At 37.9% G+C, this 14,627-nt stretch carries 14 protein-coding genes; 6 read left to right on the top strand and 8 right to left on the bottom strand.

The genetic code is table 11. The features are described 5' to 3' along the window. Positions 1-87 precede the first annotated feature (87 nt). Positions 88-1,314 carry an EAL and HDOD domain-containing protein gene (locus tag Q0017_RS11365; protein WP_298146806.1) on the bottom strand — a complete coding sequence of 409 codons (1,227 nt, stop codon included), beginning with the start codon at positions 1,312-1,314 and terminating at the stop codon, positions 88-90. Positions 1,315-1,540: 226 nt separating this feature from the next. On the opposite strand from Q0017_RS11365, the gene ispZ reads away from it, so the two are divergent. Continuing rightward, positions 1,541-2,146: a septation protein IspZ gene (ispZ, locus tag Q0017_RS11360; RefSeq protein WP_298146803.1), complete on the top strand. Its 606-nt coding sequence runs from the start codon at positions 1,541-1,543 to the stop codon at positions 2,144-2,146. On the opposite strand, the gene Q0017_RS11355 is transcribed toward ispZ, so the two are convergent. Continuing rightward, positions 2,143-2,928, bottom strand: a complete 786-nt coding sequence (locus Q0017_RS11355; RefSeq protein WP_298146800.1) for an ATP-binding protein — start codon at positions 2,926-2,928, stop codon at positions 2,143-2,145. The two genes, ispZ and Q0017_RS11355, sit on opposite strands and share 4 nt — an antisense overlap. Before the next feature lie 120 nt (positions 2,929-3,048). Here Q0017_RS11355 and Q0017_RS13735 point away from each other — a divergent pair, with 120 nt between their 5' ends. Beyond that, on the top strand, positions 3,049-3,147 hold the full coding sequence (locus Q0017_RS13735) for a helix-turn-helix domain-containing protein (RefSeq protein ID WP_367277113.1): 99 nt from the start codon (positions 3,049-3,051) through the stop codon (positions 3,145-3,147). 78 nt (positions 3,148-3,225) lie between these two features. Continuing rightward, positions 3,226-3,633: an RNA-guided endonuclease TnpB family protein gene (locus Q0017_RS11350; RefSeq protein ID WP_298146809.1), complete on the top strand. Its 408-nt coding sequence runs from the start codon at positions 3,226-3,228 to the stop codon at positions 3,631-3,633. Between the two features lie 121 nt (positions 3,634-3,754). Here the strand turns inward: Q0017_RS11350 and Q0017_RS11345 are convergent, their stop codons facing one another. Beyond that, entirely contained in the window at positions 3,755-4,399 is a 645-nt protein-coding gene (locus Q0017_RS11345) for a hypothetical protein (RefSeq protein WP_298146797.1), read from the bottom strand. Between the two features lie 603 nt (positions 4,400-5,002). Here Q0017_RS11345 and Q0017_RS11340 point away from each other — a divergent pair. Together Q0017_RS11340 and Q0017_RS11335 are read left to right on the top strand one after the other, a co-directional pair. After that, entirely contained in the window at positions 5,003-6,646 is a 1,644-nt protein-coding gene (locus tag Q0017_RS11340) for a methyl-accepting chemotaxis protein (protein WP_298146794.1), read from the top strand. A 773-nt stretch (positions 6,647-7,419) separates the two neighbouring features. After that, the gene (locus tag Q0017_RS11335) at positions 7,420-9,024 is read left to right on the top strand and encodes an isocitrate lyase (RefSeq protein ID WP_298146792.1); all 1,605 of its coding nucleotides are present in this window, start codon (positions 7,420-7,422) and stop codon (positions 9,022-9,024) included. A 107-nt stretch (positions 9,025-9,131) separates the two neighbouring features. On the opposite strand, the gene Q0017_RS11330 is transcribed toward Q0017_RS11335, so the two are convergent. Both Q0017_RS11330 and Q0017_RS11325 read right to left on the bottom strand, forming a co-directional pair. Continuing rightward, the gene (locus tag Q0017_RS11330; RefSeq protein ID WP_298146789.1) at positions 9,132-10,181 is read right to left on the bottom strand and encodes a hypothetical protein; all 1,050 of its coding nucleotides are present in this window, start codon (positions 10,179-10,181) and stop codon (positions 9,132-9,134) included. Between the two features lie 124 nt (positions 10,182-10,305). Continuing rightward, entirely contained in the window at positions 10,306-10,716 is a 411-nt protein-coding gene (locus tag Q0017_RS11325) for a YacL family protein (protein ID WP_298146786.1), read from the bottom strand. 347 nt (positions 10,717-11,063) lie between these two features. Here Q0017_RS11325 and Q0017_RS11320 point away from each other — a divergent pair, with 347 nt between their 5' ends. Beyond that, a complete protein-coding gene (locus Q0017_RS11320; protein WP_298146783.1) occupies positions 11,064-12,350 on the top strand; it encodes a hypothetical protein in 1,287 nt (428 codons plus the stop codon). A gap of 61 nt (positions 12,351-12,411) precedes the next feature. On the opposite strand, the gene Q0017_RS11315 is transcribed toward Q0017_RS11320, so the two are convergent. The 3 genes from Q0017_RS11315 to Q0017_RS11305 form a co-directional block, all read right to left on the bottom strand. Beyond that, the gene (locus Q0017_RS11315) at positions 12,412-12,987 is read right to left on the bottom strand and encodes a TerD family protein (RefSeq protein WP_298146779.1); all 576 of its coding nucleotides are present in this window, start codon (positions 12,985-12,987) and stop codon (positions 12,412-12,414) included. Positions 12,988-13,122: 135 nt separating this feature from the next. After that, positions 13,123-14,169, bottom strand: a complete 1,047-nt coding sequence (locus Q0017_RS11310; RefSeq protein ID WP_298146777.1) for an OmpA family protein — start codon at positions 14,167-14,169, stop codon at positions 13,123-13,125. 99 nt (positions 14,170-14,268) lie between these two features. Next, the coding region (locus tag Q0017_RS11305; protein ID WP_298146774.1) for a hypothetical protein at positions 14,269-14,627 on the bottom strand (359 nt) is incomplete at its 5' end.

The following is a 14,627-nucleotide window of genomic DNA, read 5'->3' as shown; positions in this document are numbered from 1 at the left end:
CAACAAACCGTGTTCAAAAGTGGGGAATTGCTTGTATATGGCCTACAAATTTAACAACAAATGCTGCAACAGGCAAGCGAAGTAAAATTAAACTTGCCCCATTACTTCATTAGACCACTTCTGACTGACAATCCAAGCCTTGTTTAATCTTGCAATTAGCTCGGGTGATTTACCATTTAAATTAGCATATTCAAAACCAACCACCAAATTAAGCAGCTTACCTAAACGCCCTTCTTGCTGCATAATTGCATCTTTAATTTCTTGGGTTAAAGGCAGCTCTTCCATTAGCTCAGCCATTTCCATCCCCATCATTAAATCCATCATCGACATAAGCCCTAGCATAAATGCTGAACGTGGACAGATGTCTTTAGTGCCCGCTGCTAAGCGTTCGCACATGTGTGCCCGTGTTAGCACTTGTGGCAAAAGTAAACGACTTGCAGGCCCGTTATTGGCCAACATCACAGTGGTTACTATGCCTCTTACCCTTTCTAAACCTAGAGTATTTAAGGCTTGGTGAATGGTTGTTATTTCATTGCGACGCCGCAAAGCCGAAGAATTTACGTATTTAAGTAACATAAATGCTAACTGCGGGTCTTGAGCTATTAAATTTTCTAATGCTTGGTAATTAGGAATGGCTGACTGTAATTCCGATAAAATACGAAGCTGAGCACCATGATTACTACCACGGCCTTTGCGCGACGTTTCTTTATGCACTTCAGGACGAGCATAAAAATAACCCTGAAACATTTCAAAACCCATGGCTTTAAAACGGTTAAAAGTGTCTAAATCTTCAACTTTTTCAGCCAGCAAACGTATACCACGTTGCCTATATTCATTTAGATCTTTTTCAAGCACAGGTTCAAATAAATCAACTTTGATAATGCTAGCAACTTCTAACAAGGGGCGAGTGCTATCATTAAGAATAAAATCATCTAAGGCAACGTCATAACCTAACTCACGTACTTTTTTTAATGCCGCCACAATCTCAGGTTCACCTGTCACACTTTCTAAAACTTCAACCACCACCTGTTCAGGGTAGGGCGGTAATAGTTCAGGTTTTAAGATCCATTCTTTAGGTGCATTAAAAAAAAGTTTACGATTGCCAATAAGGTTTTTTAACCCTGTTTCTAAAAAAGTTGCATTAATAACTCTGGCTGTCGCCATTAGTTGATCATCTACCTGAGCAAACGTTGCTGTTGCACTTGATCGATAGAGTAATTCATCAGCAATGTGATTCATATTGGCATCACAAATGGGCTGTAATGCAATGCAATAATTCTCTTCTGCTAATTCAACTTCCTTAATTTTGCTCATCTTTTTTTACCCTAAAAATTTATAATCAAGTACAACTAATGGTATCTATTATTATTTACTATTCTTTTACTAAACTAGAAGTATATTAAAAAAAACTATGGCTTGCGACATAAGTTAACACAGTATTGCATATTTACGTGTTTTTCTAGCAATAGAGAGGCCAAAGATAGCTGACTAGGCCGCAGTTTTGTTACTATGTAGGCTTAATTTTGAGGTTACTTACATCGTGAAACAATTTATTGATTTTATTCCACTTTTATTATTCTTTATCGTTTTTAAAATAGAACCAAGGGAAATTGAATTTTTAGGACAAACTTGGCTTGTTGGTGGTATTTTTAGCGCAACGGCCATGCTAATTGCAAGTTCAGTGGTGGTTTATGGTGTTTTGTTTTCACTGTACCGGCGTTTAGAAAAAAGGCAGTGGTTAACGCTGCTTGGTTGTATTTTATTTGGTGGTTTAACCCTTGCTTTTCAAAGTGAAACTTTTTTAAAGCTAAAATCACCGGTCGTTAACTGGTTGTTTGCATTAGCTTTTGTAGGCAGCCATTTTATTGGTAAACAGCCTTTAATTCAGCGAATGATGGGGCATGCCATTACTTTACCCGATAAAATTTGGGTTAAGCTTAATATTGCTTGGGTCGCTTTTTTCTTTATTTCTGGTGCTGCTAATTTATTTGTTGCCTTTACTTTTCATGCCATTTGGGTAGATTTTAAAGTTTTTGGTAGCTTGGTCATGACATTAATATTTTTTATTGGGCAGGGAGTTTTTATAGCAAATTACAATAAAAAGGCGCTTGCACTTGAAAATAAAAAAACTAATGGTGGTAGTTAATCAACCTTAGTTTTACTGCCCTTAAAGTTATAGAATTGTTGTGCGGTACGACCACTATAAGAAGCGCGAGCCTGTGCAAAGCGTCGTGCTTCTTGCAATAGTTCCTGCCAGTCACCTTGATAACCTTCAAAATAGCTTTCAACAAGGGTTAGGTAGTCACCTAAATTACCTTGGTAAAATGAAAGGCTTAAACCAAACCTATCGGCTAAAGAAATTCGCTCTTCTACACTGTCGCTAAGGTGTAATTCACCACGCTCACCCACCGTCATGTTTTGGTTGTCGCTCATGTATTCAGGCACTAGGTGGCGGCGGTTGCTTGTTGCATAAACGCATATATTTTCTGGTGGTGTTTCTAGCGAACCTTCCATAATACTTTTTAAGCCTTTATAACCACTTTCGCCTGCTTCAAAGCTAAGGTCGTCACAAAAAATAATAAAACGGTAAGGTAGGTGTTGCAGCTCATCTGAAATTTCAGGCAACCAGTTTAGGCTTTCACGTGGAATTTCTATTATTCTTAGATTATCAATAAAGTAGCGCGCTAAAAGTGCCCTAATCAGTGAGCTTTTACCCGTACCACGGCTGCCCCACAGCAAAACATGGTTACAAGCTTTGCCAGTAATAAACTGTTCAGTGTTCTTTATTAATGCAGTTTTTTGGCGATCAATGCCCAATAATTTTTCTAAGGGAATGGCTGAAAATTCAACAAGAGGCTTTAAACGTTTGCTTTGAACTCGCCAAACAGCACCCTTGGCTTTTTTCCAGTCAATTTCAGACGCATTCATTATTTACTGAATCCTTAGTTAGTGATGATGTGATTTTATTGGTGTATTCATAGTTGATACTAAGTTGGATGGATACTAAAATAATACCTATATTTCGTTTACCGTACAAGTTGTAGAGTCATGTTAAAAGCCTATAAATACCGCCTTTATCCAAGCCGTGAACAGCGAGTGTTGATTGAAAAAAACAGCGGACTACGTGTGGCTAAAAGAAGTGAATAGTCAGTCGTTATTAAATGCCTTGCTTAACGTCCACACGGCTTTTACTAACTTTTTTAAAGCCCGTGCTAAGTTTCCACTATTCACGAAAAAGTACGCAACAGCCGCCTTGATTTACAGCATAAAATTACCCATAGTCTGATTCGTGAAAACCAAGCAACCAGCTATGCATTGGAAGATTTAGCTGTAAAGAACATGGTAAAGAACCGCAAACTTGCCAAATCCATCAGCGATGTTAGCTGGGGTCAGTTTGTAACCCTGCTGACCTACAAAGCGAGCTGGTATGGTAAAAATATTCTAAAAGTCGGCCGGTTCTTTGCCAGTAGTAAAATTTGCTCGCATTGTCAGTACAAACTAGACAAGTTGCCTTTGTCAGAACGTGATTGGACGTGTACTAACTGCCACACACACCATGACCATGATCTCAATGCCAGCATCAATATACGCCAACAGGCGTTAGCTGATCTAGCAGGGCTTGCTAGTGTATAAAGCGTTCCTCTAGGCCAAAACTCATCAGCGTGAGTGGCCTAGCGAAAGGTGGCAGCTCTAAGCTGTTATAGGTCGCAAAGATTCCCCCATCAAAGCCTAAAGGCTTGATGGTGGGAGTAAGTCAAGCGTTATAAAAGCGACCGCCTGCTTTGGCGTCACGGGTATAGTAGTTAAACCAAGTTAAAATTCTGCATTTTCCTTGGCTTAAAATAGCATCTTTGGCTTCAAGTTTAGCCAGTAGCTTATAGCCAATAGGGTTAGGGTAGTTAATCGAGCTGCAGTAAGCATTGAGTTCAGTGGTTAAATTAAGCAGGGCTAAAATTTCATCTTTGGCAATAAGCCCTGGGTTTTTCCAGCTATTAACCATGTAAGAAGCTTTAGCAGGGTGAGAAATTTTAGAGTGAGGCAAATGCAGTTCTGCTTTGGTTGCACCTGATAACGACTGAGTAAAGACTAGGCGTGCTTTTTCTTCTGTTAATTCAACAATTTTTTGACTACCGGGTACATTGTCGGGCACATCAATAGGTTGAGCATCATAGTAAAATTCAATTTTATCGCCAGTGGGTGCGCTCTTTTTAGCGGTCTTATCAACATTTTTTTCACTATCAATTGAAAGCTTGACTGGTGGTAGTTCCTGACTTTTACGTTGCAGGTTAAACTCATCAGCCACCTGTTTAATGGTTGGCAGCATGTGAATACCCCAATTTATATGGGAGTATTTAACTTCATTAAATGTATGATCCGCTTTCTCTTTTAATTCATTCATCGTACGTATCCTTAAATCTAGGTTGTAGTTGACATCTTCGGCCTGTTTAATCGAAAGCCAGACCAAACGCCCATAATTGGGTGCTCATGTCTAAGTGCAGAAGCAAAAATATTACTACGACATTTAACATCGCAATCTTGCATAACTTAACAACCCGATTGACGGAAAAAATTAAGGCACAGAAGCTTCGACTGATTTGCCTTGATTTTTAACTCACAATGTTTTGATGTGGCCAGTAGTATTCATGGTCGAAATTCTATCACAAAACAACAGGGTAAAAAAACACTACTGTTTTAATTCCTCTGATTGCACCTTTCTTACTGTTTTTTTGCACTAAGCCTGAAGAATTAGGCAAAAAAAGCCCTGAACGTTAAGTTTTACTGGCAAAGCGATTAAGGAAAATGGATAGGTTTTTACTTATTTTAATGATTGGTAATGTAATAGCACTTGCGACTAAAGAAGCATGAAAGCACAATGCACACTGCAAAAAGCATAACAAGAATAATGCACTGCCAGTGAAAGCCCTACATAAAAATAACGATAGCCACTTTTGGGCCTAGCTAGTTTTGTCTTTTTTTTACTCATTATTCTTGGAGATTTACTATGCAACTTCTGCTTAGGCAGTTAACAATTAATCTACGTTTGTGGCTAATTTTGGGTCTTGCTATCATCGCAATGGCTTTGGTTAGTTTTCTTGCCATGCAGCAAGAACGTAATGCCATTTCAGAACAAAAAAATTTACAGCTAAGCCAGTTGCTAGAACTAAGTCATGACACGCTTAACTATTTTTACCAGCAGGTACAGCAAGGTGAAATGAGTCAAGCTGAAGCCAAGCAAAGAGCCTTTGCTATCGTTAAAAGCTTTCGCTTTACAACCAGTAACGATAAAGACTATTTTTTTATTCTTGATAAGCAAGGGCTGGCTGCCATGCACCCTAACCCAGCATTAGAAAATACTAATATGAGGGACACTAAAGACGCTGATGGGTTTGCTTTTATTTACGATGTTTTAAATAAATCTAACCAAACCAATCAAGGTAGCTCTAATTATACTTGGACGAAACCTGGTTTTTCTGGCCCTGTTGCCAAACTTGCTCGCTTTCAAAATTTTCAGCCTTGGGGCCTTGTTATTATTAATGGTGTTTACCTTGATACTGTACAAAGCTTGTTATGGGAGCATGCGGTTAGAATTATTGTAACGTTTATTATTACTATGGTAATTATGGCTGCCCTTATTTTATTTGTTATTGCTTCTATTAAGCAGCCTTTACGTAGCATGTTACTAAGAATGCGCGACATTGGTGATGGTAATGGTGATTTAACGCACCGCTTGCCACTTGAAGGTAAGGATGAGCTGACTCAAATTAACAAGGCTTTCAATACTTTTATTGAAAAAATTCAAGGGTTAGTGCAACAAACCCATCAGTCTTCTTTATCTGTTTCAGCTGCTGCTGAAGAGCTTTCAGCTGTAACACAACAAAGTTCGCAAACCATTTATCAACAAAGCCTTGAAACAGATCAAGTGGCTACGGCTATGAATGAAATGACAGCTACAGTACAAGAAGTAGCGATTAATGCTAGTCAGGCTGCTAATGCTGCTAGAAATGCGATGAGTGAAGCAGGCAAAGGTGAAGAGCGCTTAAAGGCAACACTTAACACCCTTGCAGATTTAGATGATAGCCTTCAGCAAACAGCCATAACACTTGACCATTTAAAAGAAGGCACTGAAAACATTAGTATTATTATGGATGTTATAAGTTCTGTTGCAGAGCAGACTAACCTTTTAGCTTTAAATGCGGCCATTGAAGCAGCACGCGCAGGTGAACATGGGCGTGGTTTTGCCGTTGTAGCAGATGAGGTGCGTGGTTTAGCAGCAAGAACCCAGCAAAGCACGACCGAAATTCATGCAACAATTGAACGCTTAATTAAAGAAGCCGATGCTTCGTATAATTCGATGTCTGAAAGCAGCAAAAAAGCCGCTGAAACCATTAGCCATGCTAGAGAAACTGCTAGCTCGCTTGATTTAGTGGGTGAAGCTATTCAGCTTATTACGGATATGAATATTCAAATTGCCAGTGCTGCAGAACAGCAAGCCGCTGTTGCTGATGAGATTAACCGTAATATTGTTAATATTAATGACCTTTCTCAGCAAAATAAAGAAGGTTCTGAACATACAACGCAAGCAAGCAATGATTTAGCTAAATTAGCAGAAATGCTAAGTGCCCAAGTAAATGAATTTAAGACTTAATTTTAAATATTGATTAATATAAACGAGACCATTGTAGTTTAATGGTCTCGTTTTTTATAACCAGAAAATTATAACTAAAAAGTTAGCAAGATTAATCCTGCCCCAGATTATTTAAATCATAAAAACTGTGTTTTTTTCTCATAGGATACCTTGTAGGATAATTACAAAAAATTCATTATTTGTAATAGGCTAGTGTAAAATCCAGATTGAGTTGTGGTATTTTTATAACGAAAATTCTGATTTTTTGTTTGGGTTTTCTAAGGTTTTTTAGCTTAAAATAAATGTGCTTAAATCTTTGTAATTTATAGGTTTTTTAGTGATTTGGCTATTTTTAAAAGCTGTTTAAGGTGGTAGAAAAAAACAGTATAGGACTTTTTAAAAAAATCTAAAAATATTGGAGTTATAAGGTAATGATTAAAAATCTAGGGTTTAAAGCCTTTAAGCTTGTTGAATTAATACTACAAAACACTTGATAAGTGCCTTACTAAAGTATATTTGACGGATGCATTATTAAAGTACATTATACGCTGCATCTCGCAAGCCAGAGCGCATTAATTTAGCGTTCCTAAGTAAATGAAAGATTACTCAATGATTAGCTTAGTGTTATGAGCACCCAAAAGGTACTTTAGCGGGGCTGCGAAAACCAATGATACGTCTTATCTATCGATTATCGGCACTTAAAGTGGTAACAAGTCCGCATTAATGCCTCCTGCAACAGCAGGTTGTACGGGTAGTCGGTGCTCAAACTCATTATATTCTTTGAAGGATTGACCATGTCAACTTACCAGAACGAAATTAAGGCAATTGCCGCTCTTAAAGAGAAAGCCGGAAATGGTTGGAGTGCAATTAACCCCGAATCTGCAGCGCGTATGCGTATTCAAAACCGTTTCCAAACCGGTTTAGACATTGCTAAGTATACTGCTGCCATCATGCGTAAAGATATGGCTGAGTACGATGCCGACTCATCTGTTTATACCCAATCATTGGGTTGCTGGCACGGTTTTATTGGTCAGCAAAAACTAATTGCGATTAAAAAGCACTTAAAAACCACCAACAAGCGTTACCTCTACCTTTCAGGTTGGATGGTTGCTGCATTGCGTTCTGAGTTTGGCCCATTACCTGACCAGTCAATGCACGAAAAGAATTCTGTTGCTGCACTTATCGAAGAGCTATACACCTTCCTACGTCAAGCTGATACACGTGAACTAGACTTACTTTTCACTGCATTAGACAAAGCACGTAAAGCAGGCAACGCTGCTGAAGAAAAATCTTTGTTAGACCAGATTGAAAACTTTGAAACTCACGTTGTACCTATTATTGCTGACATCGATGCAGGTTTTGGTAACGAAGAAGCCACTTACCTAATGGCTAAGCAGATGATTGAAGCCGGTGCTGCTGCTATCCAGATTGAAAACCAAGTATCTGACGAAAAGCAGTGCGGTCACCAAGACGGTAAAGTAACCGTTCCTCACGCTGACTTCCTAGCTAAAATTAACGCTGTACGTTATGCCTTCCTAGAACTAGGCGTAGATGACGGTGTTATCGTGGCACGTACTGACTCTTTAGGCGCAGGCTTAACAAAGCAAATCGCAGTAACTAATGAGCCAGGCGACTTAGGCGACCAGTACAATAGCTTCCTTGATGGTACTTTCATCAGCGATGCAAGCGAAATTGAGAACGGCGACGTTGTTATCAAGTCTGATGGTAAGCTATTAAAGCCTGCACGTTTAGCAAGTGGCTTGTTCCAGTTCCGTAAAGACACAGGCATTGACCGTGTTGTTCTGGACTGCATCACTTCACTGCAAAACGGTGCTGACTTACTGTGGATCGAAACTGAAAAACCACACGTTGGTCAGATCGCTGAAATGGTTAACGAGATCCGTAAAGTTGTTCCTGATGCGAAACTGGTTTACAACAACAGTCCATCATTCAACTGGACTCTGAACTTCCGTCAGCAAGTGTACGATGATTGGGCAGCAGCTGGTAAAGACGTTTCTAAATACGATCGTGAGCGTCTGATGAGCGCTGACTACGATGGTACAGAATTGTGTGACGAAGCGGATGCTCGCATCCAGAGCTTCCAGAAAGATGCATCGCGTGAAGCGGGTATCTTCCACCACTTGATCACTCTACCTACTTACCACACGGCTGCCTTGTCTACAGACAACCTAGCTAAAGGTTACTTCGGTGAGCAAGGTATGTTGGCTTATGTTGAAGGCGTTCAGCGTAAAGAAATCCGTCAAGGTATTGCGTGCGTGCGTCACCAAAACATGGCAGGTTCTGACATTGGTGATAGCCATAAAGAATACTTCTCTGGTGAAGCAGCACTTAAAGCCAGTGGTGAAGATAACACTATGAACCAGTTCGATAACGTTTAATCGAATAGTTCAGTTGTCTTAAGGTTATGTGTTGCATCAGTTTATTCTAATTAGCACATTTACCTTGTAAAAAAACCCCAGCCTAGGCTGGGGTTTTTGTTGTAATTTTAACTTTCATGCTCCAAATACTTTTTAATGTAAGATTTTAGCTGGCTTAAGTTAGTTACTTCTTTATTGAAGAATTCAAGGCTATCAATTCTCTGTGCAATGTGTGTAATGTGTTTGTTAATTTCTAGTTCTGATGCTTTTGTGGTTTTTTTATGAAAACGCTGATACAAAAGATTCTCTTTAGAGTTTTCATGCAAAATTTCGGTGTACTGTGATCGCAGTTTTTGAAATTGACGATTGAGTAATTGCGTTGCATCTGCCACATCTCCACCCAATCCTTCCAAAGGTGATTTGCCTATGTATTGGGTATAAAAAGAAAACAGGGTGATGATGTCATTACTATCTCTTGCTTTAATAAGCTCACTCATCTGGTGATTTTTTTCTTGGCTAGCCTCTTCATTTTGTTCACGATCTGGGTGAATAACACCTGCTATTTGACGGAATAACTTTTTAATGGAGGTACTTTTCATCAGTTTATTCAGGTTTTTTTCATCATCCTTGATCTGCTGCTCAAATGCTTCTTGCTGATTTAAAAATTCATAGTATTCTAAATCTGGCTCAATATAAGAAAATAGGTCTTCAACTATTTTTTCCGCTTCAATATAACTATTGTCATCGTCATCGTCATCGTCATCGTCATCTTGACAAGCATCAAACATCCTAAAGCGCATTATTAAACTACTTTCCAACGCCTGATTGAGAGGAGCTAGATCAATACCATCAGCAAAGGGGTTATTTGTGAGGGTGTCTAGGTGGTTAAGTATCCATTCCATTAGCAGTTCGTGTTGCGGTTCTGCTAAAGATTTACGACTATAAAAAACCAATAGTTTCTCACAATTTTTATACAAGGTTGCAATGTGAGCTTTTTCTTGGTCTTTAATTGATTCAGTAACGTGCTGTGCGAAAGTTTTAATTTTATTGCGTAAGCGGTCGTTTTTATTTTGTTGATTAGTAACCCTTTGCCATGCCTCGTTAAATAGTTTTTCATTAGATAAGTGCGAGTGCTTGGTGGATTTAGCATTTTTTTTGCAAGTAGTAATATTCATCATACATAAACTCTGTGCTTTGGTGAGTGAAAAATAGTGAAGCTAAGGCTAAACTGCTTTAAAATCTGGGGCATAGGCTAAAACACTGTAACACATACTTTTTACAAGACTAAAATAGGTAGCCAAATTAATGCTGATTGGCTAAAAGAAATGCCCGCCATTCTTCTAATAGGTAGGCAAAATCATCTAGGCCACATTCTGCTTTAGCTGCATCTTCATCCATTTTTAAGTGTTGTTCTTCTAAGCTTGCTGGATCATAGCCATTGTATTCATCATTTGCTAAGTTCTGCTCACCTAAAAGCCAATTAGCTATAATTAAACAACTGTCAGCTGTTAGGGTAATTTGAAATTCAGCATCATGGCTTAGGTACTCACCTTGGTTGCCTTGCTTAATATTTGTGATTACCTGCAATAAACCATCTAAAACTTCAATGGATTGACGCTGCTGGTTATTAAGCCAGCGTTCAAGGGCTGTTAGTTCACCATTAAGCTCAAGAGAGCACTTGCCATCACGGTCACGAATCAAATCAAATTCCATTGCTATTAACCTTTATTATTTAGGTAGAAAAGCCCCATCTTTCAGGTTGGGGGGTAAGGCTGCCATTTTTAAGGCTAACTTAGTCTATTTTATTGCTCATTGCATTTTTTTAACTGATAAGCAAATGAGTTCAACGATTGATTAGCGAATTAACTTCTGTATAGTAAAATAAAACAAGGCATCAGACCCAGTAAAATTAGTCGCTTATGCTAGCAGTAGTGTTTGTTACTAATCTAGTCTGCTAGGCTAATTCTTAGCGCCAAAGGCAGTAATAAAAGTAATGCTGAACCTTGAACTATTACCTAGAGCAATAGCAGGCTTTGTGAAAATAATTAACAGGATATTAAATGAGTTCAATCACTGATGAAGAGTTACGAATAATTGAAGCCTTGTCATCTGTCAATATACCTGATGAGGTTTTTCGTAACAGTAATATTAGTTATCTTGTCGATGATATGATTAAAGATCAAACGGCAGTGGATTTAAATAGCAAAAAGTTAGCACAGTTATTTTTAAGCAACCAAGAAGAAGGTGTTGTTAGTCAGGGTGTAGAGGCTAACATTAGTCCACTTCAAGAAAAATCTACTCATTTAAAAGAATTAATTGAAAATTTAGAAAAAAAATCTTCTCAGTTATTGATTATAAATATCACTTTATCAAAGGTTATAAATGATCAACAAAAAAACCTATTAAGTCAAAAAAATCAGCTTATAGAGCAACAGCAGCAGGTTGATACTTTTGGTCAAAGATTAGTTGAAACAGAAAAAATAGTAAAAAAACAAACTAAAGAATTAGCAGATTTCAGTTTACAATTATTGAAAAATGAAAAAAAAATAGAAGATTCAAGCAATGCATTAATATGGGATTTAGAGCAAAAAATCTATGATTCTAATGAGCAATGCCTAGATCAATTAAATGCAGGATTTGCTGAACAGCAAGAATTTTATAATACATTTGAACAAGAAATTATGGATTTTGTATCAGATAAATTTCAAGAAGTAAAAGATGAACAAGAGAGCTTATCTACTGATATTGATGAGACCAGTGTAAAGTTAGAAAATAAATTAAAAGAATTTTTTTCTAGTGATATTAATGAAAGTGCATCAAAGCTAGAAGAGCAGCTAAAAGAATGCTTTTATAATGATATTAACCAAGTTACTTCAAAGCTAGAAGAGCAGCTAAAAGAATGCTTTTATAATGATATTAACCAAGTTACTTCAAAGCTAGAAGAGCAGTTAAAAGAAGATTTGGATTTAATTAACAAAAACAATGATGAACAAAGCTTGGTTTTTTCTGAAAAAATAGAAAAAGAAAAGCAAGGTTTAAAGACTAAAATAGAAGCGGTGAGTTTAATAGCGGAAGATACAGCAAACAAAAAAATTAAAAATATAGCGATGATATTACAAAGAAAAATAAACTCTCAGCAAGCTCAACAAAAATTACTGGCAGATAATCAAAAAAAGCTATTAGCTAGTTTAGAATCAAAGTTTAAAAAGTTAAAAACAATTAATTTAGATCTTTTAAAATCATACAATGATCAGAAAGTAAGCAATAAAAAAATAAATACAGCAATGATAGTGACGGCTGGTTTAGCCTTGGTTTCAATTGGCTGGCAGATTGTTAGTTTATTTTAATTTTACTGATTTTTCCCTCCACTCTAACGCAGTGTTAAGTGAAGGGAAAAAATAAAACAGATTAGATATTAACACCATGCTGGCTAGCTAAAGCTGCTAAACCACCACTAAAGCCTTGCCCAACGGCTTTAAATTTCCATTCTTCATTGTGGCGATACAGCTCACCAAAAATCATGGCTGTTTCAGTTGAGGCATCTTCAGATAAATCAAAACGTGCAATTTCAACGTTGTCATCATTGTTTATAATACGCATAAATGCATTGTTTACTTGACCAAAGTTTTGCTTGCGCTGGTCAGCATCATGAATAGTAACAGCAACCACTAGCTTTTTGACATCTGCAGGCACTTTAGAAAAATGAATTTTTATTTGTTCATCGTCACCATCACCTGCACCGGTCAGGTTATCACCTTGGTGTTCAATACTACCGCATGGGCTATTGGCGTTGTTAAAGAAAATAAAATGCGCATCAGAAATAACTTTACCTGCTTCATCAACCATAAATACTGAAGCATCTAGGTCAAATGCTGAGCCATCTGTGGCGCGTGCATCCCAGCCTAACCCAGCCATAGCTACGCTCATGGTTGGTGCTTCTTTTGAAAGAGAAACGTTGCCACCTTTGGATAGAGAAACTGCCATTGTACGTACCTTTTAATGTTGTTTTGTTAACTTTATTTATTAACTTTAAGTGAGTGTTTTACTAATAAACGAGTAAATAATACTGACACCCCCGCACTCAAAGCACAAGGTTTTTCGTGATTTTTGTAAATCGGATTACCGCTGCAAAACTTTTGCATTCACTGTGTAAATAATGGCTTCAATACGGCGGTTTATACTGTGTGCTTGGGCATTGTCATTTATATCAAGTAGGCGTGATTTGCCATAGCCTTTGCCTGTTACTCTTGTTGCATTAATCTGGTATTCATTGACTAAAATATTAACCACTGATTGGGCACGTTTGGTTGAAAGTTGTAGGTTGTATTCAGCTGATGCCGGTGCCGATGTATGACCGCCTAGCTCTACTGAAGTCTTTGGGTTAGCCTTCATAAAATCAGCTACTTTTTTAATTTCATCATAATAAATTGGATCAATGTAAGCAGAATCATTAGGGAAAAGTATATTAACTTTCATTGAAACAATGAATTGTTCAACAATAGTGCAGCCATCGTCGTTGACTAGGTGGGTGATGGGTGTATTAGGGCAAAGGTCTAAACGGTCAATAACACCATCCTTGTCTGAATCTAACTCTGGTTCAGAAATAATGATTGTTTGTACTGGTTTGTGGGGGGGGATAAAGCTAATTTCACTTGTATAAAACTGGTAGCGAATTCCACCTTTAATGCCATAATCAGTAAAGCTTTTGCTCATGCCTTGATAAGCAGCGCCTTCTGCAAATAACGACCAACGCGCCGCAAAGGGTAGGCTTGCCCCTAACCCTGCATTCACCACAGAGTGGCCATCGGCAGGTGTAACGCTTTTAAAGCCAGCAAAGGTATAAAGGTGATTTTTTTCAGTAAAGCGGTACATTAAATCTATGCCAAAGCGGTATTCATTACTTCCCTTAGCAAGCGTTGAAGCACGGCTGTAATCTTGTGTTGCCCATTCTATTCGGGTACCCCAAGACGGGCTAAAAAGTACACCAATTTCTAGGCCTGGGCCATCACCATCTTCAATGTAATCATACATAGCCGCTTCTTTTTTCTTGCTATCGGTTACCAGTGATTCATAAAAGCCGCCAATATAAACACCTTCCTGAGCTTGTAACAAAGCAGAGTAGGCAAACATAGCGCCACTGATTAGAAGAATTTTACTGGTATGCACTCTAAACCTCAAAATTTAATAAAAATAAAAAACGGCATAAAGCAAAATGCTTTATGCCGTTGTGCTAACTTATCTTTTAAACTGATTATTGGTTAATCATTAGTATTCCATAGGCTGACTATCGTGATCAAGAGTCTCTGAATAGTTGTTATTTGAAGCATCAGAGTCATTTAATCCTGTTAAATGACTGTCAGTCTGATCGCTTTCAATGCTTTCTGTCCAGTTTTCAGAAGGCATCATATTCTCCACTTCACTCTCGGTTGTTTTAACCCAGCCAAGGTCCTGCTGCATACTGCTAACCATCATTAAATCTGTATCAGCATTAAGGCTATCATTAGTTTCATTGCTTGCTTGATTAGCACCAAAATCATCTGTTTCTGGTGTTTCTGGTGTTTCTGGTGTTTCTGGTGTTTCTGGTGTTTCTGGTGTTTCTGGTGTTTCTGGTGTTTCTGGTGTTT

Origin of the sequence: uncultured Acinetobacter sp., assembly GCF_947624825.1 — a bacterium.
Classification (GTDB): domain Bacteria; phylum Pseudomonadota; class Gammaproteobacteria; order Pseudomonadales; family Moraxellaceae; genus Acinetobacter.
This window is presented reverse-complemented; position numbering and strand designations above follow the sequence as displayed.